At 55.4% G+C, this 26,085-nt stretch carries 29 protein-coding genes; 6 read left to right on the top strand and 23 right to left on the bottom strand.

The window, feature by feature from the left end:
- Positions 1–111: 111 nt before the first annotated feature.
- The 3 genes from GGR95_RS07330 to GGR95_RS07320 are packed head-to-tail and all read right to left on the bottom strand — an operon-like array spanning position 112 to position 2,143.
- Positions 112–777, bottom strand: coding sequence for an alpha/beta hydrolase (locus tag GGR95_RS07330; protein ID WP_184564327.1), 666 nt, complete (start codon positions 775–777; stop codon positions 112–114).
- Positions 774–1,418 (bottom strand): DNA-3-methyladenine glycosylase family protein, encoded by a 645-nt coding sequence (locus GGR95_RS07325; protein ID WP_184564325.1) that lies wholly within the window; start codon positions 1,416–1,418, stop codon positions 774–776. The genes GGR95_RS07330 and GGR95_RS07325 overlap by 4 nt, the downstream gene beginning before the upstream one ends.
- Positions 1,400–2,143 (bottom strand): precorrin-6A/cobalt-precorrin-6A reductase, encoded by a 744-nt coding sequence (locus tag GGR95_RS07320; protein ID WP_184564322.1) that lies wholly within the window; start codon positions 2,141–2,143, stop codon positions 1,400–1,402. Before GGR95_RS07320 ends, GGR95_RS07325 begins: the two co-directional genes overlap by 19 nt.
- A gap of 106 nt (positions 2,144–2,249) precedes the next feature.
- Here GGR95_RS07320 and GGR95_RS07315 point away from each other — a divergent pair, with 106 nt between their 5' ends.
- Positions 2,250–3,524 carry an MFS transporter gene (locus tag GGR95_RS07315; protein WP_184564320.1) on the top strand — a complete coding sequence of 425 codons (1,275 nt, stop codon included), beginning with the start codon at positions 2,250–2,252 and terminating at the stop codon, positions 3,522–3,524.
- Between the two features lie 35 nt (positions 3,525–3,559).
- On the opposite strand, the gene GGR95_RS07310 is transcribed toward GGR95_RS07315, so the two are convergent.
- From GGR95_RS07310 to cysS, 5 genes are all read right to left on the bottom strand, one after another.
- Positions 3,560–4,324, bottom strand: a complete 765-nt coding sequence (locus GGR95_RS07310) for a squalene/phytoene synthase family protein (RefSeq protein WP_184564318.1) — start codon at positions 4,322–4,324, stop codon at positions 3,560–3,562.
- A complete protein-coding gene (locus GGR95_RS07305) occupies positions 4,321–5,049 on the bottom strand; it encodes a class I SAM-dependent methyltransferase (protein WP_184564316.1) in 729 nt (242 codons plus the stop codon). The genes GGR95_RS07310 and GGR95_RS07305 overlap by 4 nt, the downstream gene beginning before the upstream one ends.
- Positions 5,039–6,016 carry an alpha/beta hydrolase gene (locus GGR95_RS07300; protein ID WP_184564314.1) on the bottom strand — a complete coding sequence of 326 codons (978 nt, stop codon included), beginning with the start codon at positions 6,014–6,016 and terminating at the stop codon, positions 5,039–5,041. The genes GGR95_RS07305 and GGR95_RS07300 overlap by 11 nt, the downstream gene beginning before the upstream one ends.
- The gene (gene cimA, locus GGR95_RS07295) at positions 6,006–7,634 is read right to left on the bottom strand and encodes a citramalate synthase (protein WP_184564312.1); all 1,629 of its coding nucleotides are present in this window, start codon (positions 7,632–7,634) and stop codon (positions 6,006–6,008) included. Before cimA ends, GGR95_RS07300 begins: the two co-directional genes overlap by 11 nt.
- 100 nt (positions 7,635–7,734) lie before the next feature.
- Positions 7,735–9,111 carry a cysteine--tRNA ligase gene (cysS, locus tag GGR95_RS07290; RefSeq protein WP_184564310.1) on the bottom strand — a complete coding sequence of 459 codons (1,377 nt, stop codon included), beginning with the start codon at positions 9,109–9,111 and terminating at the stop codon, positions 7,735–7,737.
- Positions 9,112–9,358: 247 nt separating this feature from the next.
- Here cysS and GGR95_RS07285 point away from each other — a divergent pair, with 247 nt between their 5' ends.
- Positions 9,359–10,537 (top strand): pyridoxal phosphate-dependent aminotransferase, encoded by a 1,179-nt coding sequence (locus GGR95_RS07285; protein ID WP_184564308.1) that lies wholly within the window; start codon positions 9,359–9,361, stop codon positions 10,535–10,537.
- An 80-nt stretch (positions 10,538–10,617) separates the two neighbouring features.
- On the opposite strand, the gene GGR95_RS07280 is transcribed toward GGR95_RS07285, so the two are convergent.
- Together GGR95_RS07280 and GGR95_RS07275 are read right to left on the bottom strand one after the other, a co-directional pair.
- Positions 10,618–11,208, bottom strand: coding sequence for an outer membrane protein (locus tag GGR95_RS07280; RefSeq protein ID WP_246423315.1), 591 nt, complete (start codon positions 11,206–11,208; stop codon positions 10,618–10,620).
- Positions 11,209–11,541: 333 nt separating this feature from the next.
- Positions 11,542–11,790, bottom strand: a complete 249-nt coding sequence (locus GGR95_RS07275; RefSeq protein ID WP_184564306.1) for an EF-hand domain-containing protein — start codon at positions 11,788–11,790, stop codon at positions 11,542–11,544.
- 255 nt (positions 11,791–12,045) lie between these two features.
- Here GGR95_RS07275 and GGR95_RS07270 point away from each other — a divergent pair, with 255 nt between their 5' ends.
- Positions 12,046–12,543, top strand: a complete 498-nt coding sequence (locus tag GGR95_RS07270; RefSeq protein ID WP_184564303.1) for an RNA polymerase sigma factor — start codon at positions 12,046–12,048, stop codon at positions 12,541–12,543.
- A 157-nt stretch (positions 12,544–12,700) separates the two neighbouring features.
- On the opposite strand, the gene GGR95_RS07265 is transcribed toward GGR95_RS07270, so the two are convergent.
- Entirely contained in the window at positions 12,701–13,384 is a 684-nt protein-coding gene (locus GGR95_RS07265; RefSeq protein WP_184564301.1) for a hypothetical protein, read from the bottom strand.
- Positions 13,385–13,682: 298 nt separating this feature from the next.
- Between GGR95_RS07265 and GGR95_RS07260 the strand changes: the two genes are divergently transcribed.
- Together GGR95_RS07260 and GGR95_RS07255 are read left to right on the top strand one after the other, a co-directional pair.
- Positions 13,683–14,603 carry an MBL fold metallo-hydrolase gene (locus GGR95_RS07260; RefSeq protein ID WP_184564299.1) on the top strand — a complete coding sequence of 307 codons (921 nt, stop codon included), beginning with the start codon at positions 13,683–13,685 and terminating at the stop codon, positions 14,601–14,603.
- Between the two features lie 2 nt (positions 14,604–14,605).
- Positions 14,606–15,550: an MBL fold metallo-hydrolase gene (locus GGR95_RS07255; RefSeq protein ID WP_184564297.1), complete on the top strand. Its 945-nt coding sequence runs from the start codon at positions 14,606–14,608 to the stop codon at positions 15,548–15,550.
- Positions 15,551–15,600: 50 nt separating this feature from the next.
- Here the strand turns inward: GGR95_RS07255 and hemA are convergent, their stop codons facing one another.
- The 12 genes from hemA to GGR95_RS07195 form a co-directional block, all read right to left on the bottom strand.
- Complete coding sequence (gene hemA / locus GGR95_RS07250) at positions 15,601–16,821, bottom strand: 5-aminolevulinate synthase (RefSeq protein ID WP_184564295.1); 1,221 nt, start codon at positions 16,819–16,821, stop codon at positions 15,601–15,603.
- On the bottom strand, positions 16,821–17,258 hold the full coding sequence (locus GGR95_RS07245; protein WP_184564293.1) for a DUF302 domain-containing protein: 438 nt from the start codon (positions 17,256–17,258) through the stop codon (positions 16,821–16,823). Before GGR95_RS07245 ends, hemA begins: the two co-directional genes overlap by 1 nt.
- Before the next feature lie 116 nt (positions 17,259–17,374).
- Positions 17,375–18,442: a c-type cytochrome gene (locus tag GGR95_RS07240; protein WP_184564291.1), complete on the bottom strand. Its 1,068-nt coding sequence runs from the start codon at positions 18,440–18,442 to the stop codon at positions 17,375–17,377.
- Complete coding sequence (gene soxC, locus GGR95_RS07235) at positions 18,426–19,694, bottom strand: sulfite dehydrogenase (RefSeq protein ID WP_184564289.1); 1,269 nt, start codon at positions 19,692–19,694, stop codon at positions 18,426–18,428. Before soxC ends, GGR95_RS07240 begins: the two co-directional genes overlap by 17 nt.
- A 36-nt stretch (positions 19,695–19,730) precedes the next feature.
- Positions 19,731–20,165, bottom strand: a complete 435-nt coding sequence (locus GGR95_RS07230; protein WP_184564287.1) for a DsrE family protein — start codon at positions 20,163–20,165, stop codon at positions 19,731–19,733.
- A gap of 24 nt (positions 20,166–20,189) precedes the next feature.
- Positions 20,190–21,893 (bottom strand): thiosulfohydrolase SoxB, encoded by a 1,704-nt coding sequence (gene soxB / locus GGR95_RS07225; RefSeq protein WP_184564285.1) that lies wholly within the window; start codon positions 21,891–21,893, stop codon positions 20,190–20,192.
- Positions 21,894–21,989: 96 nt separating this feature from the next.
- Positions 21,990–22,835: a sulfur oxidation c-type cytochrome SoxA gene (gene soxA / locus GGR95_RS07220; RefSeq protein WP_184564283.1), complete on the bottom strand. Its 846-nt coding sequence runs from the start codon at positions 22,833–22,835 to the stop codon at positions 21,990–21,992.
- A gap of 37 nt (positions 22,836–22,872) precedes the next feature.
- Entirely contained in the window at positions 22,873–23,202 is a 330-nt protein-coding gene (gene soxZ, locus GGR95_RS07215) for a thiosulfate oxidation carrier complex protein SoxZ (RefSeq protein ID WP_184564281.1), read from the bottom strand.
- 21 nt (positions 23,203–23,223) lie between these two features.
- Complete coding sequence (gene soxY / locus GGR95_RS07210; protein WP_184564279.1) at positions 23,224–23,640, bottom strand: thiosulfate oxidation carrier protein SoxY; 417 nt, start codon at positions 23,638–23,640, stop codon at positions 23,224–23,226.
- Between the two features lie 33 nt (positions 23,641–23,673).
- The gene (soxX, locus tag GGR95_RS07205; protein ID WP_184564277.1) at positions 23,674–24,147 is read right to left on the bottom strand and encodes a sulfur oxidation c-type cytochrome SoxX; all 474 of its coding nucleotides are present in this window, start codon (positions 24,145–24,147) and stop codon (positions 23,674–23,676) included.
- 110 nt (positions 24,148–24,257) lie between these two features.
- Positions 24,258–24,821 carry a thioredoxin family protein gene (locus GGR95_RS07200; RefSeq protein WP_184564275.1) on the bottom strand — a complete coding sequence of 188 codons (564 nt, stop codon included), beginning with the start codon at positions 24,819–24,821 and terminating at the stop codon, positions 24,258–24,260.
- Positions 24,822–24,835: 14 nt separating this feature from the next.
- A complete protein-coding gene (locus GGR95_RS07195) occupies positions 24,836–25,576 on the bottom strand; it encodes a cytochrome c biogenesis protein CcdA (RefSeq protein WP_184564273.1) in 741 nt (246 codons plus the stop codon).
- Between the two features lie 70 nt (positions 25,577–25,646).
- Here GGR95_RS07195 and GGR95_RS07190 point away from each other — a divergent pair, with 70 nt between their 5' ends.
- Positions 25,647–26,015 (top strand): thioredoxin domain-containing protein, encoded by a 369-nt coding sequence (locus GGR95_RS07190; protein WP_184564271.1) that lies wholly within the window; start codon positions 25,647–25,649, stop codon positions 26,013–26,015.
- Positions 26,016–26,085: the final 70 nt, after the last annotated feature.

Here is a 26,085-nt window from a genome sequence, read left to right as displayed (position 1 = left end):
GTTTGTTATGACTATATCTCGTGAATTTAGGCTGGCAAGCCTCAGTTGATCACAGGATGTCGCAGGTAGCCTAAGTGCCAAATGTAACAGCAATTTGAAGCCTTAAGCTTCTTACAGACCCAATTTGTCGCGCATAAAGGCCAACGCGACGGACAGACCATCAGGCGCAATGCCATGGGCCGTGCCTTTCATGATATGGGCATAAACATCGGTCCAGCCTGCTTCTTGCAGCGCTTCGGCGGCGGCGGGCAGCGACTCGGGTGGTACAACATCGTCTTGATCGCCATGAATTAACAAGATCGGCGGGCGCGACACCGCTTCATCCTTCAGGCTTTCGGGGGCCAGCAAACGGCCCGAGAAGGCCACAACGCCAGCGACCTCATCTTCACGCCGCGCCGCAATATGTAGCGCCATCATTGTACCTTGGGAAAAGCCCAGCAGCACAACCTGTTCAGGCAATACGTCTTCATCCACCATCAGCGCATCAAGGAATGAATTCAGGTCCGCCATGGCCTGCATCATGCCCCGTTCGCTTTCTTCTTCGCTAGAACCGTCAATCCACGGGATTGGAAACCACTGATAGCCGTTGGGCATGCCTGCAACGCTTTCGGGTGCATCAGGTGCCACAAACAGCGTATCGGGCAGATGCTCGCTCAGAGGATCGGCAAGGCCCAGCAGGTCTGCGCCATTGGCGCCGTAGCCGTGTAGCAGCACGACAACGGAGCGGGTCTCGCCTGATACTGGCTCGCGGCGTAGTGAATTGAGGACTCGTGTCATGTGATTATTCCTTCCCGATCTTTTTCAATGCGGTAGTAAGTGAACAGCAACCGCGCCGCAACCGCCCGCCACGGTGACCATGCCGTCGCCATGGTTTCCAACGCTTTCGCCGATGGTCTTTCGGGCAGATCAAACACCATTCGCGCGGCCTCCTGCAAGGCCAGATCACCCGGAGCAAAGACATCGGAACGACCCAGATTGAACATGGCATAAACTTGCGCTGTCCAGACGCCGATCCCCGACACGGCGGTCAGGGTTGCGATCACCTCTGCATCCGTTGCATCGCGCAGCGCCGCGTAATCGATCTGAGCTTGCGCCAATGCGCGCGCATATTTCACCTTGGGCCGGCTTAGGCCCACAGCCCTCAGATCATCTTCGCTGGCCGCACACACGGCTTCAGGCGTCAGTAACCCCGCAGCAGCCACCCTGCCCCAAATCGCCCGCGCCGACGCAACCGAGACTTGCTGGCTGACGATTTTGTTAAACAGCGCTGCAAATCCGTCAGGCGCAAGGCGCAGCGGCAAAGGGCCGGTTTGAGCTAAAACAGTTGCAAAGCGCGGCTCGGCTTGCGCCAGCCATGCTGCCCCTTCTGCCACATCCTCATCACAGGTGATCAAACGGGTCACAGGGCGTGTATCCATGCCATTGCTTGGTCTATGCACTCCACGCTGTCTAATCCTTGCGGCGGGACAGGCCGTTCAATCAGGATCACCTTCAGGCCAAGTGCTGCAGCCGCATCCAGTTTCGGACGGCTGGCCGCACCACCAAGATTGCGGCAAATCAGCGTGTCGACCTTTAGCTGGGTAAAAAGCGCCTGCTCATCCGCAGCGTTGAAAGGCGGATCGCCAAATACCAGTTCGACAAACGGGTAAGGCGCAGGGCGTGTGTGCCTGCGTGTCTGGCGAAGCATCAAAACCGCACCACGAAACGGTGTGAAATCCACCAGACTATCCCAGCCTGTTGCACAAAACACCCGCTCACCTGCTGCTATCATATGGTTGGCCGAAGACACATCGGCAGCCGCCTGCCAATTCGCATTCTGGGCAACGTCCCAGACAGGTCGTTCCAGCCGCAAATAAGGTATCCCCAAGGCCATCGCCGCCTGTGTCGCTTGCTGTGTGATCGTGCGGTCAAACCCGTGGCTGGCGTCCAGCACAGCCGTAAATTTCCCTTGCACCATTGCAGCTTGCATCGCCTGCGCATCGTCAAAACAGCGCAATTCAGGCGTCTGAGGCATAACCGCATCCCCACGCGGCGGCTCAGACAACCACCCAGCATAAGACAGCCCACGCGCGGTCAGCGCCTCGGCCACACGGCGGGCTTCGAAACTGCCAGCAAGCAACAGGATATGGGGACGTATTGTCATGGCCCCAGCTTTAGCCGCCCCTGCGCCAAGCGCAAGAGTGTGCAGCAGGGGTTGCCCCCTTCCCGCCGCAGGAGTAGCCATATCGCAAGATTTAAGGGACAAAGAAATGATCGACGATACACGCGCCAAGCGCAACGTAGCCGTGCTGGTGGCAGCACAGGCAATATTGGGCGCGCAAATGCCCATGATTTTTCTGGTTGCAGGGCTTGCTGGTCAATCACTTGCCTCCAATATTTGCTTTGCGACGCTGCCTATTTCGATGGTTGTCCTTGGCTCCATGCTGGCCGCTACGCCTGTCTCTGCGATCATGCAGCGTTATGGTCGCCGCGCAGGGTTCTTCTTGGGCGCTGCTGGTGGCGCATCGGGCGCGATTGTCGCGGCTTACGGCCTATACGTGGCCTCCTTTCCGATCTTTCTGGCCGGGTCATTCCTGACGGGTATCTATATGTCTGCACAGGGTTTTTACCGTTTTGCAGCCGCTGATACAGCGTCGGAAGCCTACCGCGCCAAGGCGATTTCCTATGTCATGGCAGGCGGTTTGATCTCGGCCATCATCGGGCCACAACTGGCCTCTTTTACCTCACTCAGCCTCTCTGCCGTGCCTTTTGTCGGAACCTATGTGGCTGTCGCAGTGCTCAACATCCTCGGCTCTTTGCTGTTTCTCTTTATCGACATCCCCAAGCCCCCCGTCCCCGCATTAGACGCCCCCATGGGCCGTAGCCGCATGGAACTGCTGCGCACACCGCGCATCGCGGTCGCAGTGATCTGTGCCATGGTTTCTTATGCCTTGATGAACCTCGTGATGACATCGACACCTCTGGCCGTTGTGGGCTGTGGCATCGCAGGCGATACGGTCATGCCGCAAATCTTTAGTGATATGTTTTCCGGTCAAGAAACCTCGGCCAGCTTCAAGATCATCGCCGGTTTTGTTGTCACCGCGCATGTCTTGGCAATGTTTGCGCCTTCGTTCTTTACAGGCCATTTGATCAACCGATTTGGCGTTGAGAAAATCGTCGGCCTTGGCCTTGCGATCCTTGCCGCTGCGGGGCTTGTGGCCCTGCAGGGTGTTCAGATGGGCAACTTCTTTGGCGCGTTGATCTTGCTCGGGCTGGGCTGGAACTTTGGCTTTATTGGCGCAACGACAATGTTGGCAGGGGCACATGCCCCCCATGAGCGCGGGCGGATGCAAGGGCTGAATGATCTGTTGGTCTTTGGCGGCGTGACCATGGCATCACTGGCCTCTGGCGGCTTGATGAACTGCTCTGGCGGGACACCGCAGGCAGGATGGGCCGCCGTGAACTATGCGATGATCCCATTCTTGCTGCTGGCAGGATGTGCGTTGATCTGGTTGGTCATGCACAACCGCCGCAGCGCAGCCTAAAACACACGCTTGGGGCCACATCTGGCCCCAAGCCGCTACCAGCGTGCTGTTGCTGCGCGCAGAGTAAAGCCCAGCCCTGCATCGGGCAAAACCCCCTCTACCACAGCCTGCGGATAGCGCGCCGCATAACCAAGCGCAGGTTCCGCCGCCGTAGCCGCCAGCAACGCAGGCGTACAGGCACGTGGGACTGCGCCCCTGCCTTTACGGGCCAAGGCCAAAGCCTCAAGCCCGCTTTGCGCCAAACCGGAAACCCCGTCAGGTGTACCATCCAGCAACGGCACACGGCCTGCTTCTTCTAATGCGGGGATGGCCCGCAACCACGCGCCAATACCTGCGGCACGCCCCGCATGGCGCACAGGCACCTCTGCCGCCTGCCCCAGCAACGATGCCGCAACCCACATCAAATGCCCTGCAGTCTGGTCAATGTACCTGTTCAAATCCGCCGCATCCTCGAACGCGTCACGGTAAATATCCCAACGCCGTGCAGCGACCAATTCATCCAGCAGTTCCGCCTGCGTGGGGGTAATCACCTGCGACAGCGGGGTCGCCACCTCATGCCTGCGCACAGTCCCGCCTTTGGTGATTTCCTCCAGCACATCGCGCCACCATTGTAGACGCATTTCTGCGATCATCGACTCTTGGGTCACCCAAGGGGCGCGACTGACTTCGACGTTAAACGCATAAAGCGCAAACAATGCCCCGCGCTGCGCCACAGGGGCCAGCATCGCCGTGCGAAAGCGCAGCGGGTCCCCTCGCTCAACAATCGCGGCGCAAGCAGTCAGATCATCAGACCAGTTCATAAAGGCCGCACAACGCTGAGCAGATAACCGAATTCCTTGCGGTGCCCGCGCCAGCATTCGATCTCATCCACAGCTTCATCCAGCACTTTGTTCAACGCGTCATCCGCGCCCTCGCGCAGCAAAGTGATACGCGCCTCTAGTGGTGTATAATACGCCTCCCATGCCGCATCGGGCAAACGGCGCTGGCCGATAATTTCATACCCCGCCGCAGCGATCTGCGCGGTGATCCCAGCGGTGTCTGTCATCGCGGGATTGCTCTTATTCCAAAATGCCTTGGCGCGATCTGAGGGCGCATCTGTGAACCAACAGGCCTCGGAGAACGCAATCACCCCGCCTTTTTTCACAGACTTCCGCCAAGCGGCCAAAGCAGCCTCGATGCCCATGAAATACACAGCACCCGCGCACCAAATCATATGAAAATCATTGGCGATGGCCGCCATATCCGCACGTAGTACTGTGACCCGTGGATCATCATGCCACACATCACGCGCCGCTTGCACAAAATGCGCGGTCTTATCCAACGCGGTGACATGGCCCAGCGGCGCAGCATCCAATAACGCTGCGATATCCGCGCCGGGCCCACAGGCAACATCCGCCAAACGCGCATTGGCGGGCAGGTCCAACAATGACGCCGCCCAAGCGACGTCATCGGCCACACCCGGCCCTTCGCGGGGCAAATCGCGGTGCAGTGTGAAAAACGCGTCTTGTGCCGGATCAATAGTCATCCAGAAATCCTTTAATGATAGCTTTGGTGCGTGGATCATCCACGATACCCAGATGCGTGGCCCCTGTCATAAGGTCAAAGCGGCCCTTATCCGTGACCGCCCCCATGGTGGGCGCATATTTCTGCGCAAAAAACGCCTCATCCGCGCCGCCAGCCAGCAGCACAAAGGGCGGCAGTGCGGCCACATCAGCCAGATAGTCACTGCGCGGCGCGTAAGAGGCATTCAGGCGGTAAGAATACGCCAGCGTAGCCGTGTCACCCAAGGGGCCATCCAACACGGCTTGTGGCATATTGAACTGAAGGATCGGCAGGTCATTGAGCGCGGTGATCTTGAATGTGTTGAGGACGCTCAACCCGATGATCCGCCGCGTCAGTGCATAAGCCCAACCGCCTGAATCGGTCCGTGTCGTTGGTGCGTTATATTTAAGGAAAGGTGCCAGCAGCACCGCACCATCCAACATCTTGCCATGTTCACCGCCCGCAAAACGCACAACCAAACCACCGCCCGAACTGTGGCCGCCCATGATCACTTTTTGACCCGGCTTGGCAACCGCGTTGATCAGATCGGCCAGATCATCCTCAAATTGCCCAATGTAATCCACATCGCCGCGCCGTCCGGGGGCTGTGCCATGGCCGCGCAAGTCAGGGACAATCACATCCGCACTACCCTGCAACGCCGCGCCCAGCGCATCAAACTGCAACCCGTGCCAACCTGAGCCGTGGATCAGCACCAGCAATGGCACATCATCCGCACCGCCATAGGTGCGCACCTGTAACGGATAACCATCACGCATCGGTACGCTTTGCAACGGCGCAGGCGTGTCTCGCCCTGCCGCCAGCGTGCGGCTAAAGTCCAGCCCGCCTTCGCCGCTCATCTCTTTGGGGGTTTGGGTAAAAATCAAGACAAGCGCTGCCACCAAAGTGATCAGCACGGAAAAGAGGGTGACACCTAGAATTCTAGCCAGCATTTGCTGCCCCCTTATCGCGGATTAACTTCCAACGGATCGCATCCAACAGCGCCTCGAACGAAGCATCAACGATGTTCGCCGAAACCCCAACCGTGGACCACCGCCGCCCCTGTGCGTCTTCGCTGTCGATGGTCACACGCGTGACCGCTTCGGTGCCGCCCTGAGTGATGCGTACTTTGAAGTCTACCAACCGCCAGCCTTCCAGCAGGGCCGAATATTGCCCGAGGTCTTTGACCAGCGCTTTGGACAGGGCGTTCACAGGGCCACGGTCACTGCCTGCCTCATCCATACTCTCCGAGACCGACAGACGCTTTTCACCGTCCACCTTCACCACCACAACGGCTTCCGACAGGCTGATCATCTGGTCGTATTTGTTTTTACGCCGCTCTACGGTGACGCGGTAACGTTTAACCTCAAACAGGTCAGGCATCTGCCCCAACACACTGCGTGCCAATAGCTCAAAGCTCGCCTGTGCGGTGTCATAGCTATAGCCAATGCCCTCACGCGCTTTCACCTCATCGAGGATTTGCGCAAGTGCGGGATCGCCTTTCGCCACAACCAGCCCTGCGACCTCCAGACGGCGGCGCAGATTGGATTGCCCAGCCTGATTAGACATGGGGATAATGCGCGTATTACCGACCACAGCAGGATCAACATGTTCATATGTACTGGGGTCTTTCAAGATCGCGCTGGCGTGCAGCCCTGCTTTATGCGCAAAGGCCGAACTGCCGACAAACCCCGCCTGTTTCATGGGCACACGGTTGAGGATTTCATCCAGCATCCGAGATGTGCGGGTCAGCCCTTGCAGCGCCGCGTCACTCACCCCTGTCTCATAGAGACTGGCGTAGGGTTCCTTTAGCTTGAGGATCGGGATTAGCGCGGTCAGATTGGCATTGCCACAGCGTTCGCCCAGCCCGTTCAACGTGCCTTGGATCTGCCGCACCCCTGCATCCACAGCGGCCAGCGTACAGGCCACGGCGTTTTCCGTGTCGTCATGGGTGTGGATGCCTAGGCGGCTGCCCTCTATCCCTGCGGCAATCACCTCGGCGGTGATGCGCCCGATCTCGGCGGGGAGTGTCCCGCCATTGGTGTCACACAGCACAATCCAGCGCGCCCCTGCGTCATAAGCGGCGCGGATCGCCTCTAGGGCGTAATCAGGATTGGCTTTGTACCCGTCAAAGAAATGCTCTGCGTCAAACAGCGCTTCGCGGCCCTGAGCGACCAGATGGGCGATGGATTTCGCGATGTTCTCGGTGTTCTCATCCAGCGTAATGCCCAGCGCGGTATGCACGTGGAATTCATGGGTTTTACCGACCAGACAGACGCTGGCGGTATTGGCGTTTAGCACAGCAGCCAAGACATCATCGTTTTGCGCGGACATGCCTTTGCGTTTGGTCATGCCAAAGGCTGTCATGCGGGCACGGGTCTGGGGGGCTTCATCAAAAAAAGCGCTATCGGTCGGGTTCGCCCCCGGCCAGCCGCCTTCGATGTAATCCACGCCCAGCGCGTCAAGGGATTTGGCGATCAGGTGCTTTTCCTCGGTGGAGAATTGCACGCCTTGGGTTTGTTGGCCGTCACGTAGGGTGGTGTCATAGAGAGAGAGGCGTTGTTTGGTCATAGCACATCGCCTCTGCTCTTCACTTTCTTAGGTCGTGCCCTTAGCACGACCTGTCCCCGCCCTCCCCTCGGACGGGAACAGGTCTGTGTTGTGAGGCGGGTCATTTGAGGGCCTCAAGTTTAGCCAGATCAACCTCAGGACCAGCAGCCAAGACGATCCCCTCTTTACCCATTTGAACTTTCACACCAGCGTCAGTCAGAAGTAACTTGATCCGATCAACTTCTACAAAGTCTTTCGTTTCCATCGCTTTTTCCCGCGCAACGGTAAGTCTCTCAGTCCAACCGTCCAAAAGAGCACCGCCGCGTTCAGTCCAGCCCCCTAATTCCTCTGTAAGCAGTCCCAATAGCTGCGCGCTCGCCTTCAAGGAGGCCAGATCGCCATTACTTGCAAATTCATGTAGCAGTGTGAGGACGCCAGCCGTATTCAAGTCATCGCAAAGCGTAGTCAAAACCACCGCCGGAATTGACGGTGCGGCTTCAATATCTGCGGTAAGGTCCCGCCATTTTTTCAATGACCGAGATGCCTCTTGTGCCTTTTTCTCAGTCCAATCCATCGGCTTGCGATAATGCGTCGACAGCATCACAAAGCGGATCACCTCTCCCGGTACACCCTTGTCTAGTAAATCACGCGCGGTGAAGAAGTTACCCAGCGATTTGGACATCTTCTTGCCCTCTACCTGCAACATCTCATTGTGCAGCCAGACATTGGCAAAATCATCCCCCGCGCAGCAGCTTTGGGCGATCTCGTTCTCATGGTGCGGGAACATCAGGTCATTTCCACCACCGTGGATGTCAAAATGTGTGCCCAGCAGCTCATGCGCCATGGCAGAGCATTCGATATGCCAGCCCGGACGCCCACGGCCCCACGGGCTATCCCATCCCGGCGTGTCGGCATCCGAGGGTTTCCAGAGGACAAAATCCATCGGATTGCGCTTGTACGGGGCGATCTCTACCCGTGCGCCTGCAATCATATCGTCAGTGCTGCGCCCAGACAGCGCACCGTAGTCCTTATAGCTATCTACGGCAAACAGCGCATGGCCCTCTGCCGCATAAGCGTGGCCTTTGGCGATCAGGTCTTCGATCATTGCGATCATTTGCGGCACATAGGCCGTGGCGCGGGGCATGTGATCGGGCTCTATCGCGCCAACAGCCGCCATATCGTCAAGGAACCACTGCGTCGTCTGCGCTGTGATCTCGGAGATGTCTTTGCCATCCCGCGCCGCGCGGGCGTTAATTTTGTCGTCGATATCGGTGAAGTTGCGCACATAGGTGACGTTGCTTTCCCCATATACGTGACGCAGCAGGCGGTTGAGCACGTCAAACACAATCACAGGCCGCGCATTACCAATATGGGCGCGGTCATACACCGTGGGGCCACAGACATACATCCGCACGTTTTGCGGATCAATCGGCACAAATTCCTCGCGCTTGCGGGTCTTTGTGTTGTGCAGCTTGAGTGTCGGTTTGGCGGTCGTCATGGCATATGTCCTATCAACGCGGGATGCGCGGGACATGGCACAGTTTTGATGGAATTAAAACAACGTGATCAAGGCCCGCGAGAGGTAACTCAGCAGGTAATTGTACAAATAATTGTGGTTGTCATCATTGTCATGCCCCGACACTAGCCAGCGCGCGCAATGCGGTCAAGGCTGATTAAAGATTCACGAGATTGACAAAGCGCTGTGCCTCTGCGCCCCTGCGCGCGAATATAGGAAAGGACGTATCATGCAGGCTTCACAACGGATCAGCACAATTCTGGGCGGCGGGTCAGATGGTTGGGAGGTATTTAACCGTGCCCGCCAGATGATTGACGCAGGCACCTCTGTGACGGAATTGACCATCGGCGAGCATGACATCCGCACGGCTGCGCCTATCCTACAAGACATGCACCGCGCGGCTGTTGGCGGGCATACGGGTTATGCCTCTATCCCCGGCATCGCAGCGTTGCGGGATGCAATTGCGGCACGGGTCACCGCAAGTACAGGTGTCCCCACCACCCGCGACAACGTCATGATCACCCCCGGTGGGCAGGCCGCCCTTTTTGCCAGCCATACTGCCGTGACCGATCCGGGTGATACCGCGCTGTATATTGATCCCTATTATGCCACCTACCCCGGCACGCTGCGCGGTGTCTGTGCAAAACCGGTAGCCGTTCAAGCGCATGCCAGTGACGCCTTCCAACCCCGCGCCAGCGACATCGCCGCCGCGGCCAAAGGCGCGAAATCACTGCTGATCAATTCCCCCAACAACCCCACTGGTGTGGTCTATACCCGTGAAACGCTGGAAGGCATTGCGCAGGTCTGCCGTGATCATGATCTTTGGCTAATCTCGGACGAAGTCTATGACACGCAAATCTGGGAAGGCGAGCATATCTCGCCGCGTGCCTTGGAGGGAATGGAAGAACGCACGCTTGTTGTCGGGTCTATGTCCAAAAGCCATGCCATGACCGGATCGCGGATAGGGTGGGTTGTCGGGCCTGCGCATGTGATTTCGCATCTGGTTAATCTGGCCACCCATACGACCTACGGCGTTGCGGGCTTTATTCAGGATGCGGCGCTGTTTGCGCTAGAACTGGGCAAAGAGTTTGAAACCGAGATCGCCGAACCCTTCCGCCGCCGCCGTGATTTGGCGCTGGCCGTGCTGGCCTCGCAAAACGTTGTCGGTGCGGTCCCCAATGGCGGCGCGATGTACATGATGCTGGATATTACCGCCACGGGCCTAAGCGGCGAAGCCTTTGCTTATGGCCTGCTAGAGGCACACCACATCGCGGTCATGCCCGGCGAGAGCTTTGGCGCGGCAGCAGCGGGCCACATCCGTGTGGCCATGACAATCGAAGACAGCGCGTTTGAGGCGGCAATGAAGACATTATGCGCCTATGCCGAAAGCCTGACTACACAAGCCTAAGCATCCAAAGCTCACCACACACCTGAAACGCAAAAGGCGCGCCCATCACAGGCGCGCCTTTCTTGTGTCTTTAGATCTGCTTAGAAGCGGAACGAACCACGCACGTTAAAGGTGGTCGCATCGGCATCTACGCCTGTACCGCCGATATCATCAAAGCGATGCTCCAACACTTCACCGCCGACAGTGAATTTTTCGGTGACCTGATAGGCCATACCAACACCGATGAATTCACCTGTGTCATCACCGATGCTGGTGTTCACGCGTGCTGCACCCGCAGTTGCATAGACCAATGTGCGGCCCAAATCATAACCGCCACGGACTTTCAGACGTGTTACGCCATCAACGTCGGCAGCACCGTTCAGGTCAATGTCGGTTTTATCATACTCAAGCTCGCCACCCAGTACGAATTTGCCAAAGTCATAGTCGTAACCAAGGTGCACACCGTATGTCATATCATCGCCATCCGCAGTACCGGAGCCGTCGATATCACCGTAACCAAGGTTCAAACCGCCATATGCGCCTGTCCAATCGGTGCCAACAGCAACCGGTTCATAAACAGGTGTCGCTACGGTTTCGATGACTGGTTCTTCCAAGTTACCTGCAAAGGCAGCGGAACCGATCAAGGAAGTGGAAAGCACGGTCATTGCGCCGTATTTGTGGAACTTTTTCATTTTTATCTCCTAGAGTTCGAGAGTGAATTTCTGACAGCTTGTCTGCCCGTCACCCTCACAACGTTCAGATAGGAGCGAGGTTCCAACTTATCCAATCACAAGTTGTACACATCGGCGTCAGTTGGCTTAGTGAAGGTTAATATCAGCGAATATCAGCTTCTTCTGGAGTTCGAAATTCAACCTAAACTTGTACAAGACGTCAGCTACCACATCTAAGTGGGTCGCATTTGCGCAAAAGAAAACATCACAGGTCCGGCAGCTGGGGCGTGCGGACCTGTGATGCTCAAAAAATGCGACGCTACTGCCATAGCGCCGCATCTAACCCGCGGTGGATTACTCCGCGGGGATCAGGCCCGCTTCTTGTGCGGCTTTGACTTCGGCATCGTCCAATGCGCCGTCTGCGTTCAGGTCCAGTGTCGTGAATTGCTCAGCGGTGATTTCGGGATAGACCGTCTGCATTTCCTCAAGGCTCAGAACACCATCTGCGTTTGCATCCACTTGAACAGCGTCTTGGGCCATGGCGAAGGCTGGAACGCAAAGAGCAGTTACGGCAACGGCTGCGAGAGTTTTAAGATTTGTCATTTGGTGTCTCCATTTTTTGTTTAGTCTTCTGAGGTTACGAGGGCACCGTTTGGCGCCTTCACAAAGTTAGATGCGCAAAACGGCGGTTGCGTCCCTGCCCTATACGCTCGGGCGAGGCACCGCCGATATGGCCCCGGCCCATGCGCGCGCCACCGCCCAAAAAGCCCCCGTTTGGCCGACCAGCGGAATACCTCTTGTGGCTGCAGCGTCAAAAATCGGCATGGTCACCACAACAATCACACAGAGGAGACAGTGATGGATAAATTGAGCGAGACAGTGGCGATGGAAAAACTGGCAACCAAACTCATGCGCCGTGCACAACGTCTGGGCCTGCAACCCTGCGATGCCGAAGATATGGCCCAAGAAGCCCTGATGCGGTTGATGCAGCGCATGGGGCGCTCAACAATTGAAACACCTGAACATTACGCGATGATCATCCTACACAACCTTGCCCGCGCACGGTGGCGGGCCAAGGTAGAACTGACTGAACTAGAAGAAGACACCGCCAGCACCTTGCCCGAAGGCGACAGCAGGCTGGCCGTAGAGGCGCTGCGCCACGCCATCAAAGCCCTGCCCGCAGATCAGGCGCAGATCATGCAATTGGTGCTACAAGGCGAGCTGAGCCCGAATGCGATTGCGCAACTGTTAGACCTGCCCACAGGGACAGTAATGTCACGGCTGGCGCGGGCACGGGTTACACTGCGCGCGCAGGTCGGATTGGACGCAGGCACCCCGATCGCTACACTGCTGTGAACAGCAAGAGCACCCCCCTTGCTTTTGAACGTCAGATGGCTTTGACTTTTACATCATCAACTGGCATCAAAAACCTCCCCAAAAAAAGATGTCCCAAAAGCGTTCTATAAATGGTGGTTTTTGGAAGAACTTAGCTACATCCTTCAAAGAAGGTTGATCAGGACACCTGCGGGCAAGCCAGATCAATATAGTCAATCAGGCCTTGATTTCCCTCTGCAAGCTGTCGGTCAAAATACTCAATTGATACAGACCAAGATGGCAGACGCAGCCCATCATAAGAAATAGGTGAAGCTGCAGCCATTCCGTCAATAATCACTAACCCTGAGGGACTACACTTCTTCTTGAAAAAAACTGTATTTTCACGATTTTTAAAGCCAAGTGTAGCGCCGTCGGGCCAGTCAGAGAAGCCTTCTTCCGCTGCACGGACTTCTCCCCAACTGGTTAATATTGATTTACCTCTAGCAAAATCAAACTCCTCAGGGCCCAATAGGACTGCTAAAAAGTTCTCAACAATTTTGCAGCTTTCGGTTCCAGCCTGCTTCTTGATCATAGCATTAAATGTGTGCTGTTGGCTTTCGAAAAAGGACTCACCCCTGTTCAATTCCGGGAATTTCTCGGCGGCAGTACGCATGTCCCGAGTCTCATCACTCAAGATCCAATCGCTCTCGAAATAATCCAAGGTGCCACCATTGATCCAATCAATACACGCGGTGATTGCCCGATCTATAAAATGATCAGATATTTCACTCTCAACCTCGGCCTGTGCCTGTGCCTGTGCCTGTGTCGAAATATTTAGCGTAAGCGCTAAAATGCAAAAAAACTGAAAATACGTATGTTTCATATGACTTATCGTAGCCTTCACTTATTACAATTACACCTAACCACACGACTGGCACGTATTCCACCGATTAAAAATATCGCTCCAAAAACCCCGCTCAAAACTAGATCGGTTGTTGAAGGCTTGTGATACAGCACGAGAACTATCTTCGGGCGTTTGGGTCAGTATTACGTGACGCGACCCAATGAGCGGATACAGAAAATCCTGTGCATCGTGGCCAAGATGTACGGCGTTCCGCACTTGCGCGGCTGCGGGCAATCCTACATATTCTTAATAACGAATTTATGGGGGAGGACCACAAATGCCGTTCACAAGACGCAAATTCATGGCGTCGGGAGCCAGCATCACCGCAGGCGCCGCGCTTGGGCTTGCCCCGTTTCGCACCCACGCAGAAATCACATTGGGTGATATCAGGCTGGATGTGGTCAGCGATGGCACCCTTACCCTACCCAGCAGCGCCACCTTCGGGGGGCTTCCCCAAGATCAACTGGCCCCGATCCGCACCAAATACGGTCTGACTGGCGATGTCATCACCCCACCCTGCAACATCACATTGATGCGGCGCGCAGACCGTACAATCCTTTTTGATGTGGGTGCAGGGTCGGACTTCATGGCCAGCACAGGTCAGCTACTGACTTCGCTCGACGCTTTGGCTGTCGCGCCCGAAGACGTGACCGATATTGTCTTCACCCACGCCCACCCTGATCACCTCTGGGGTGTGCTGGATGATTTTGATGATCCTCTGTTCCCCAATGCCGCCTATATGATCGGCCAAGTGGAATGGGACTATTGGATGAACCCCAACACCGTGGATGAAATCGGTGCCGAACGCGCCAGCTTTGCAGTCGGTGCCCAGCGGCGGTTGGCGATGCTGGAAGATCAGATCAGCTTTATCAACGACGGCGAAGAAATCATCTCGGGTGTCGCGGCACATGCTACCTTTGGCCATACTCCCGGCCATATGTCATTTGAAATCAAGGACGGTAGCAATTCGGTGATGGTGCTGGGCGATTGCATCGGCAACCACCATGTCGCGTTTGAGCAACCCGCGTGGATAGCCGGATCGGATCAGGACGGTGAACAAGGAGTGAAAACCCGCCTTGCGTTATTGGATAAACTCGCAAGCGAGAAAACACAGATCATCGGCTTCCACCTTGCAGGTGGTGGCATGGGGTATGTGGATAAAACGGCGTCTGGTTACGCCTTTGTTGCAGGAGAATAACGATGAAATATGTTGCCGCGCTATGCGCTCTGATCGCCTTGCCCGCCTATGCAAGCGAAGACATCGCAGATCAATATCCCGCCTCTGAACTTTATTCAAAACCTGTTGAGGTGATCCCGAATGTGTTTTCCGCCATAGGGGCCACGGCCCCCCCCACCTATGAAAATGCAGGCCACAACAACAACCTCAGCTTCATCATCACGGGTGATGGCGTGGTTGTGATGAACAGCGGCGCGTCTTATGCATTGGCCAAGGCGCTGCACAGCGAAATCAAGGCCGTCACTGACCAGCCTGTGAAACTGGTGTTCAATGAAAACGGCCAAGGCCATGCGATGTTGGGCAATACCTATTGGGCGCAGCAAGGTGTTGATATTGTCGCCCATGTGGACGCTGCCGCCGCCTTTGAGGGAAACGGTGCGCAATCCCTACGCGGTGCCATTGCGGTGACCAAAGAACGCGCCGATAAAACCGAACTCACCCCGCCCAACATCACATTTGAAGACGAGTACATCGTCGAGATGGGCGATATGAAAATCGAAGCACGCTATCTTGGCCCTGCGCATAGCCCCGGTGACATTGTCGTCTGGCTGCCCGCGCAAAGCTTGGTCATTTCGGGCGATATGGCGTTTCATGAGCGGATGCTGCCGATCTTTCCCGACACAATGACCGCCGATTGGATTGAGACATGGGAAACCGCGTTTGAGCCGCTAGAGGCGACCTATGTCATCCCCGGTCACGGCCACCCGACCAATATGGATCAGGTGCGCCGCTATACCCGCGACTATCTGGTGTATTTACGTGAGAAAATTGGCGCGCATCTGGAGGATGGCGGCGATCTGGCCGACGCCTATTACGTCGATCAAACGCCCTATAAAAATCTGGATACGTTTGAGGAACTGGCCACTAAAAATGCGGGCCGCGTTTATGAGCAGATGGAATTCGAATAATTTTACAAAGAACACCGCACGCGCCCGATCAGGCGCGTGCGGTGTTCAGATTACTGCGCCGCCAATGGCATACGTGCCAGTTGGCACTGACCCCATAAATCCTCAAGCGCGCCGACCAAACGGTCAATATCATTTGCGCTATGCACAGGCGATGGCGTGATACGCAGCCGCTCGGTGCCTTTGGGGACAGTTGGGTAATTGATCGGCTGAATATAGATGCCGAATTCTTCCAACAGCTTATCCGAGATGAATTTACATTTATGCGGGTCGCCGACCATCACAGGGATGATGTGACTGGGATTATCCGCATGGGGAATACCAACCGCTGAAAGCTTTTCCCGCACCTCGGCCACTTTGGCCTGATGCATCTCACGCTCCGCATTGCTGTTTTTGAGGTGGCGAATGGAGGCCGCCGCACCCGCAGCAACCGCAGGCGGCAAGGCAGTGGTAAAAATGAACCCGCTGGCAAAGCTGCGCACGAAATCGCACAGTTCGGTTGAAGCGGAGATATACCCGCCGACAACGCCAAATGCTTTGCCCAATGTGCCCTCAATCACGGTGATGCGGTCCATCAGCCCTTCGCGTTCAGCGATGCCACCGCCGCGCGGGCCATACAGCCCAACGGCGTGAACTTCGTCCAGATAGGTCATCGCGTTGTATTTATCGGCCAGATCACAGATTTCTCTGATGGGTGCGATATCACCATCCATAGAATAGACGCTTTCAAAAGCGATCAGCTTGGGCCGCTCCAGTGGTAGCGCAGCCAGCTTGGCCTCAAGATCAACCAAATCATTGTGCTTCCAGACCAACCGTTCAGCACGGGAATGGCGGATGCCCTCAATCATCGAGGCATGGTTCAGTGCGTCTGATAGGATCACACAATCAGGGATACGTGATCCTAAAGTGCCAAGCGCCGCCCAGTTGGAGACATAGCCCGAGGTGAACAAAAGCGCGTCTTCTTTGCCATGCAGATCAGCCAATTCGGCCTCTAACAACACGTGATCATGGGTGGTGCCGGAAATATTGCGCGTACCGCCTGCCCCTGCGCCGCAACGGTCAATCGCCTCGTGCATCGCCGCCAGAACAGAGGGGTGTTGCCCCATGCCCAGATAATCATTTGAACACCAGATCGTTACATCCGCCGTTTCCATGCCGCGTGCTGTGGCATTTGGAAATGCACCGCAATGGCGTTCCAGATTCGCAAACACGCGGTAGTTGCCTTGGCTGCGCAGATCATCCAACGCGGTTTTGAAAAAATTCTGATAGTCCATTATTCCCCCACGGCCTCACGGACGATTTCGTCCAGAAAAGCCTGTACTTCTTGCATCGCGCCCTCAGGGTAATTGCGATAACCGATGGTGACCTCACCTGCACGGTCCGCCACAAATATCCCATAAGGACAATGGGCAAGATTCAATGGATCGGCCTCCATCATTTTGCGTGACAGTACTGCCGAGCAGAACAAAAACACATCCGCCCCGTCGAATATCTTTACGTCACTGCCAACATCCGCTGCCGTACGGTTTAGCATCTCACCCGTATTGCTGATGTGATCAATCACCAAACCACGGCCAATAATGGCGCTCTCAACACTGAAGGTCGCGTCATCAAAACTACCCTCAAAAGGGTAGACCGTTGCGATTTCCTGCGCTTGTGCGCCAAAAGCCGTCACCACACAGGTTACCCCTGCCAGAAATAATGCTTTCATAACGTCTTCCCCCAGTATGATTTTCGTTTCGCAGACTATGGCCGCGGGAACTTTGATTTAGATCAAAGCCCCCGCATTTTTTGGGTGCCGGTTAGATCGACAGGTGCGCCCGATGCTCAATCGGCAAAGGACTTGAGGTATTCGATGACTGCCAGCTGATCATCCTCGCTTTTGAGGCCAGCGAAAGACATCTTTGTCCCTTTCATATAGCTTTTGGGTTTAGCAAGAAAGGCCGCAAGCGCGTCTTGGCTCCAGATCAGCCCATCGGCCCCCGCCTGCTGCATGGGTTTAGAGTATTTGAACCCGTCAACTGTACCAGCTGCCTTATCTACAATACCCGTCAAGATCGGGCCTGTACGGTTTTTTGCACCCTCCCCGACCTGATGGCAGGCTTTGCACTTGCGAAACACTTTCTCGCCCTGCGCTGCCAGTTCCGCATCAAAGGACGCTGCAACCACTTGCGGGACTTCGGGTTCTGGTGTGGCGGCTGCTTCTTGCACAGGCTCTGCCACCACAGCTTCCACTTCCGGCGCGGGAACTGCTGCGGCCTCTTCTTGCGGGGTCACATCCAGCACCATGGCGCGCATGGTTACTTTCACAGGGGCGGCTTTGCAATTTTCCATGCAAGGCTCACTTCTCCAATGTGCGTATTCCGTCTCGGCGCGGTTATCCACGATAAAGCCGTCCGCGTTGGGCATTGCCACATCCAGAAACGTTTCATTGGACAAGACAAAATCATCCTCAATCAAATCGTTAGAATAGAGGATATAGGCAAGGATCGCATAGGTTTCATCATCGCCCAACGTCCCCGCATCGCCGTAAGGCATGGAGCGCTGGATGTAATCAAAGGCAGTGGACAAATAGGGCCAATATGATCCGACAGTTTTCAGCGGGTCTTCGTGGTTCAGCGTATCTTTGCCCCCCGCCAGTTTGGGCCAGTTGCCGATGCCTTCGGCGAAATCACCATGGCAGGCCGCGCATTTAGTGGCGAATATCTCTTCGCCCTCAATTGCGTCACCTTGGCCTATGGGCAAACCCGTGCCATCGGGGCTGATATCCCCATTCCAAGCAGCGATTTCTTCAGGCAAGGCGGTACGGCCAAGACCCAGTTTTTGCGCCATTGCAGGTGCAGCAGCCAGAGACAGCGCCGCCAGAATGGTCGTTGATTTAAGAAACTTCGACATTTTCAGCCTCACCGTTCGCCCGCACCAGCCATGTCTGGATGCCGTTGTTATGATAGATAGAGTTCAACCCGCGCACTTCGCGCAGTTGGGTTTTGGTGGGCTGCACATAACCCGTGTCATCCATAGCCCGCGATTGCAGCATCATTTCCGAGCCGTCCCAATCCGTATCCAGATAGAAACGCGTCAACGCCATCTTCTCGCCCGCCTTGGCCAGACGGGCCGTTTCCCACGTCATGCCACCGTCTTTGGACACGTCCACACGGGTAATCGCACCGCGTCCAGACCATGCAAGGCCCGTAATCACCAGCGGCCCTGTACCATGGGTGATCGGGGATTGTGGGCTGGGGCTGGTCACAACCGATTTCGCGTCCATCTCCCATGTCCATTTGCGGCTGACACCATCCGCCAACGTATCGGTGTATTTCGAGGTTTCTTCGCGGGCTTGAACGGCGGCATCCATCACCTCGATGCGGCGGATCCATTTGATCCACATGTTGCCTTCCCAGCCCGGCACCACAAGCCGCACAGGATAGCCATGCTCTTTGCGTAGTGCTTCGCCATTGGCCTTGAATGCCACCAACACGTCATCCAGCGCCTTTTCCATCGGGATAGAGCGCCCGTTGGACGACGCATCCGCGCCCTCAACAAACACCCATTTGTCCTTCAGATCACCCGCCGTATCCAGCCCTGCTTCTTCCAGCAGCGTGCGCAGCGGCACACCCGTATATTCCATGTTGTGGATCATACCGTGCGTGAATTGCGCACCGTTCAACTGCGCGCCCGCCCATTCCATACCGCTATTTGCGGCACATTCGCAGAAATACACGTGATTTTCACGCGGGAAACGCTCAAGGTCGGCGTAAGTGAATACCAGTGGCGTGTCGACCAACCCGTTGATCATCAGGCGGTAGTCTTCTTTCTTGAGGTCAATCGCACCCGAATGATGCCGCTCAAAGGCGCAGCCTTGGGGGGTGATTGTGCCGTCCAACGCATGGATCGGCGTAAAGTTGATTGAACTTACCGTATCCGCAGTGAGCCATTCCACATTGCGACGAATGACGTCATTTTCATAGCTGATCGGCAGACCATATGGTGTTTCGTCCACACCATCTCCAAAGCTCTGCGCCCAAGGTTGGACCTCGGTGATCAGTGGATCAGGCGATTGGGCATCTGCCTTGCCTGCAACGGTGATCGCAGCACCTGCCGCCACCGTGTTACGCAGGAACTGCCTGCGTGAGGGTTTATGCGTCATAGCATTTTCCTTTGGTTGGGAACCAACATCCAGCCCTCAAGGCTTGATGTAGGCATAATCATTTTCTTGAAGTTCAATCAGGCGAACAACGCCCGATGGCACGATCTCTGCCTCATCTATCAGGGAAATCTTGTTCCCCGCCTTCTTCTCCATCGCGGCCAACGTGTTGCCGCAAGCAGAGAAAGTGAGGTTATCCATACTCAGAGACATCGTAGAAATGCGGTCTTCGACAGGGCTTTTGTCAGGTAAGAACATGTTGAGGCCAGGCCCATAAGCAACCACCTCAACCAGTACCGTGTCGCCTTGCGCCTCATAATAGCTGGTGAGGTTGGCCACATTGTTAAGCGCCATATTCATCACCTGCGGATCGTTCTGATCCACATGCACCGCCACGCGGTGCTCCACACCTTCGGCAAAAGCACTGGTTGCCAGTATCGCCAGCAATGCGGCTGCTCCAAACACCTTTTTCATCACATCTCTCCCTGTTCAGCCCGCCTAAGCGCCGACCACTTCCACGCTGTTATTGGGATCAAGCGAGATCACCCCTTGCTTGGCGATATGCGCTTCGACCACATCCCAGATCGGCGGCCCTTCTGTGCCCTCGTTCACCGAGGCCCAGCCTGCGATTTGATAGGTCTTCGACGGGTCAATCTTTTCGCCCGTTTTCAGCAGTGTCATTTCGGTGATGCGGTCCCCTTGGGGTTTTGTCACATCGATGCGGTAACCAAGGCCACCCACACGCACCATATCACCGCCCTGCTGGTAATACGGATCAGGATTGAACAGGTTGTCGGCCACGTCTTCCAACACCACATGCAGGAATTCGCCTGTCATTTCCGTGCGGTAGGCTTCGCCATAACTCATGGAGGTGACGTTCCAGATGTCTTCGCGGGTGATGTCCTGCCCGGGCAGGATCGACGGCCCCCAACGCACACCGGGCGACAGAGCAATATCTGCTTCGCGCTCGGAAATCAGCGCATCACAGATCAGATCATCCCAAGTGCCGTTAAAATTGCCGCGGCGGTATAGCGTCTGATCATCAGCGGTACGTCCAATGACTTCGCTCAATTGATCCACATAAGGCGCGCGCTGTGCGTCGATGACCTTGGCCACGTCGGCATCAGGCGTAATCACATCCGAGAAGATCGGGATCAGCTTGTGACGGAACCCCATCATGCGGCCATTCTGCACGTCCAGATCGACGCGGCTGACGAATTTTCCGTTTGACCCAGAGGCAACAATAATTGTTTCGCCCACCAGAACGGGCTCGGGCAGCGCATCATGGGTGTGGCCAGACAAGATCACGTCAATGCCTGTCACCTTGCCTGCCATCTGCTTGTCAACGTCAAAGCCATTATGGCTGAGCAAAACAACCAGTTCAGCCCCTGCTGCGCGGACCTCATTCACCATGGCTTGCATGTTTTCATCACGGATGCCGAATGAATATTCAGGGAACATCCAGCCCGGATTGGCGATGGGCATATAGGGGAACGCCTGACCGATCACAGCAACCTTCACGCCGCCGGTTTCATAGAATTTGTAAGGCGGGAACAGCTCTGCTGGTTCATCCCATTCAGAATCAAAGATGTTCTGGCCAAGGGCGGCAAAAGGCAGCCCCTCGACGATTTCTTGCACCCGTTCGGATCCCAACGTGAATTCCCAGTGGAAGGTCATCGCATCAGGCTTCAACGCATTCATGACATTCACCATGTCCTGCCCTTGCGTATGGTGGCAGGTATAGCTGCCGTGCCACGTATCGCCACCATCCAACAGCAGCGCGTCTGGGCGGTCAGCGCGGATCGAATTGATCACCGTTGCCACACGGTCCAAGCCCCCCACGCGGCCATAGCCCTGCGCCAGAGCGCTAAAATCATCATGGGTCAGTGCATAAGCAGAAGGGCTGCCATCGTTGATCCCGTAGAGCTTGCGAAAATCGGCACCCGTGATGTGCGGCACGGCACCTTTGTTCCCGCCTACCCCGATGTTCACCGATGGCTCACGGAAATAGATCGGTTTTAACTGCGCGTGAATATCCGTGATGTGGATCAAAGATACATTTCCGAAGGTATCAAACTCCAGCAGCTTGTCTTGGGTCAATGCCTGCTGAGCAGCCAACCGCCCCCAGTTCCCGAAACCTGATGATCCATAAAGCGCGGCTGCGGCCATGCTGGTTTGCAAAAAATCACGACGAGAAATCATTTTTGGGGGCTCCCGATTACACATACATATGCGCATTATTGAATGGATATAGATCGAAAAACCCCGCGCCGATCTCTCGGGCGGGGTTCGTAGTATTTAGTTACGGATTGCAGGCCCTTCGACACCCAAACCATTGCCGCGCGAGGCGACATACAGTTCAAGTGCGACAAACTCGGGGCTGCCGGCCGCAAAAGTTTCGGCACGTGTATCACGAATACACCCTTTGAAACGCGAATGGGCTGCGTTCAGTTTGGTGTTTTTCAGACGGTAAACAGGAAAGCCGTTGGTCTGGCCTTGGCTCAGATGGTCCGCACGGATCATGTTACCAAAGTTGTTCTCGTGACAATTTGCACAAGACAGCTCCAGCTGGCCGTAGCGGGTGTAATACATCTCTTTGCCCTGTTCCCATGTGGCTTGCGCAGGCCCGTCAATAGCGACGTTCATTGGCAAACCGCGTGAAACAGAAGCAAGAAGTGCGGTCATGTTGACCATGTCACCGCCCGTGTACTTCCATTCATCCGCGCCCATTTGGGTTGTCCGGCAGTCGTTGACTTGCATTTCCAACGTACGCACTTCGCCTGCGTCTGCGTTCCACTTGGGATAAGTCGGGCGTACCCCCGCCATTTCCTCAGACGCGCCATGGCAATCCGCACAGGATTTACCCGCGGTGCCTTCGGCTGTGTTCCACTTATCCTCGGCCTGCTCAACAAAAATCATGCCCGGATTATCGAAATCATCCATCTGCATGGCGCGGGTTTCATCACCGCGAAACAGCCAGCCTGACATGACTTCGTCAAAGGCATCCGCCAGATGCTCAGGCGCGGCAGTGCGCACCACAACTTCGGTTTCCTCATTCAAGATCAATGTATCATCAACCGGATCGGCGAACGCCGCCGATGTGGTTAACAGCGTAGCAAGTACTGCGCCTGTCAATTTCCGCATGGTATCCCTCCCTTGGTTTCCCTTGGTAACTATGTATTTAGCCGATTGCGATTGACTTGGCTTCTTCATAGACCGAGCCATCATCGTCATACCATGTGAACTTGAACTCACCCGCTTCGGGCACGGTGGCCTGAAATTCAAAATACGGGTTTGTGGAAATCGCCGGGTCCATTGTTACGTCGATCACGCTTTCACCGTTAAAATCACAAGTGAAACGGTTGATAATCGAACGTGGAATGATGTTGCCATCCGCGTCTTTGCGCTGGCCGGATTCCATTTTGTGGCTGATCAACGTCTTGATTGTGATCGCTTCTCCGGCTGCTGCCGATTTTGGTACTTTGACGCGAGGTTTTACACCAGATGCCATGTTATTTTCTCCTTGAAAGGCTTAGCCGCCGCAGCCGCCGATTGTTACTTTGACAGTGCTTGCTGCTTGCACAAACGAGCCGTCGGGCAGTTTGGCGATCGCCACAACATCCTGCGTACCAGCAAGGCGGATACGCGTAGATGCCGCGCGCGATGCAGCCAAGGGGCCGAATTTAAACGTTGCAACGCTGGGCGCGGGGTTGCCCGTTGCCAGCACCAAAATCTCTACCGCTGTTTCCGAAGAAACCTCGATTGGCACAGTGTTGCCGTTCTCAGCAATCTCTGGCGCGGTCAGTGTGATATCGCCTGCGCCCACTTCGGCACCGCCAGTGAATGCCGCAATCAAATCTTCCGTTGCCGCGGATGCCCGCATAGGCAAGCCCGCGATTAGAAAGGCCGCGGCCCCCACTGCAATGGCGTCACGTCTTGTCATTTCCATTGTGTTTACTCCTTCACCCTTGAAAGGGCTTGATTATTCCTTGAGCGTGGCAAGATAGGCCACAACATCTTCAACTTGTTGCGCGCTCAGCAGTGGCGCGAAAGTATCGTCAGCGGCCTTGCCTGTGTAGGCGTTACCCGGACGCGTATACCCTTCGGTGCGGTAGAAGGACGGCATCATGCTGTCTTCAAACATCATCTTTGCATTCACCACCAAACCGCGCAAATCCGCTTCGGACCAGCGATCCCCCACACCATCAAGGTTGGGACCGATGTTGCCTTGGAACGGCACGTCTGCAAGATCAGTCAACATGTGACATGCCACGCAATTGCCCTGCCCCTTATCCCCGACGATCTCGCGGCCATTTGCAGAATCTCCAGCAACGCCAGTGAGTGACTGCGCAACCGCGCCATCTTCAAAGCTAACCGCTGTTGGCGCGACTTCTTCGGCGTAAACGCCAGAAGCTATGACCCCAGCCGCGAGGGCTGTAATAACAGAAATTTTCATGCGTCCTCCCAGACTTTGTAGAGTCATTCTAACCCAGAGTGACATATTGACGCAACAACAAATTCAGTTAATTGAATGATAACCATTCAAAGCCCCGCTTTGCCGCGTCCCTATTGGCTTTGCGTCTCAAGCATGCGGGCGTGATATTTTTGAAAAGGCTCATCCCCATCATAGCCCTTTTCAACCACCCAATTTAGCAGGTTAAAGGTGGTATAGCGCCCAAACGCCCCGGGCATTGTCGCCACAGCCGCTTGTGATGCTGTAGCACCCTCTGCTACCTCTTCGGGGAAAAACAGGATCATGGGCGTAAACAATGTGCCCCATTTTTTGACCATATTCTTTTCCGCCAATGCCTCGCCGTCAAAATCGGTAACTTCGACATCGCCGAACATGTTGATCTGCACCACAAAGAAGTTCTCGTCGATATAGTCGGCGACTTCCTCAACCGAGAAAACCTCATCATGCATTTTTTTGCAGTAGATACAGCCGCGTTGCTCGATGATGACCATCAGGCGTTTGCCTTCGGCATTGGCCTCGGCCAAATCTTCGCGCAGGTCTTTGAAAGTATCGCGCATCCACGGTGCTTTGTGCAGCCCGTCGTCGCCCAGCGTGGCGGCAGCGGCCCAAACCGTCATCGCCAACAGCGCCAGAGTGGCGGTAAATAGATTTTTCATCAGACGTCCTCCCCTTATCCAATTGTGCCAAAGACTGGCATGACCTCAATCATCCACAGCGCGATATAGTTAACCTTGTTTGTAGCAATCAACAGACCAAAGATGATCAACATCACGCCCATGACTTTTTCGATCGTCCCCAGATGCCTGCGGAATTTCTGCATCCAGCGCATAAACGGTCCGATGAACAGCGCCGCCAAAACAAAGGGCGCAGTCATCCCAAGGCCGTAAACAAACAGCAGCAATGCCCCAGTGGTGGCCGTGTCAGTCCCTGCCGCTGTGAACAAAATCGCCGCCAGAACCGGTCCCACACATGGGGTCCAGCCAAAGGCAAAAGCCAACCCGATCACATAGGCACCAAGATAGCTGGCGTTTGATGTATTCCCCGCGTCGGTGCGCATCTGACGGTATAGAATGCCAATTCGGATCACGCCCAGAAAATGCAGCCCCATCGCGATGATGATCGCCGCAGCAATCCAGCGCAGGATATCAAGATATTCGCGCACCACCTGCCCGAACATCGATGCCGCCGCCCCTAGCCCCATGAAGATCGTGATGACCCCCGCCGCAAAACAGCAAGCAGACAGCACAGCACGGATACGGGTTTTGCGGTCAATCTGGGCATCGGCGGAAATCTGATTCATTCCGACACCCGCCAGATAGCTCAGGTAAAATGGGACAATTGGCAAAATACACGGTGACAAGAACGACAAAATGCCTGCAATCGCGGCACCCATAAATGTAATATCAAACACGATCTTGACCCTCCCTTGCCTAAACCACACATTCACATTATGATATTTGTGAATTAGAGGTCATTTCAGCATGTCATTCAAGGCTGTTATTTTTAGTATTCCACTGATGTGCCTGACTGCCTTTGGTGCAGTGGCGCAAACCATGCTTGTTATGGTCGAGGAAGAAGGCTGTATCTGGTGTGCCCGTTGGAACAAAGAAATCGGCCCCATTTACCCCAAAACACCCGAAGGCAAAGCCGCGCCATTGGTGCGCATGGATATTCGTGCGCCCTATCCTTCTGATCTGGAATTTGCCCGCAAACTGGTTTTCACTCCAACCTTTGTGCTGATGGTGGACGGTGTGGAGGACTCGCGGATTGAGGGGTATCCTGGCGAGGATTTCTTCTGGGGGATGCTCGGTCAGATGCTCGAACGCGCTGACCAAAAAGTGATGAATTGATGGCCGCTGATATGCCATATAAAACAAAACATTATGATCAGGCTGACACAGCCAATCACAATACTTAAAA

This window comes from Sulfitobacter undariae (assembly GCF_014196805.1).
Taxonomy (GTDB): Bacteria; Pseudomonadota; Alphaproteobacteria; order Rhodobacterales; family Rhodobacteraceae; genus Sulfitobacter; species Sulfitobacter undariae.
Note: the sequence above shows the minus strand (reverse complement) of the source record. Positions and strands in the feature narration are given on the sequence as shown.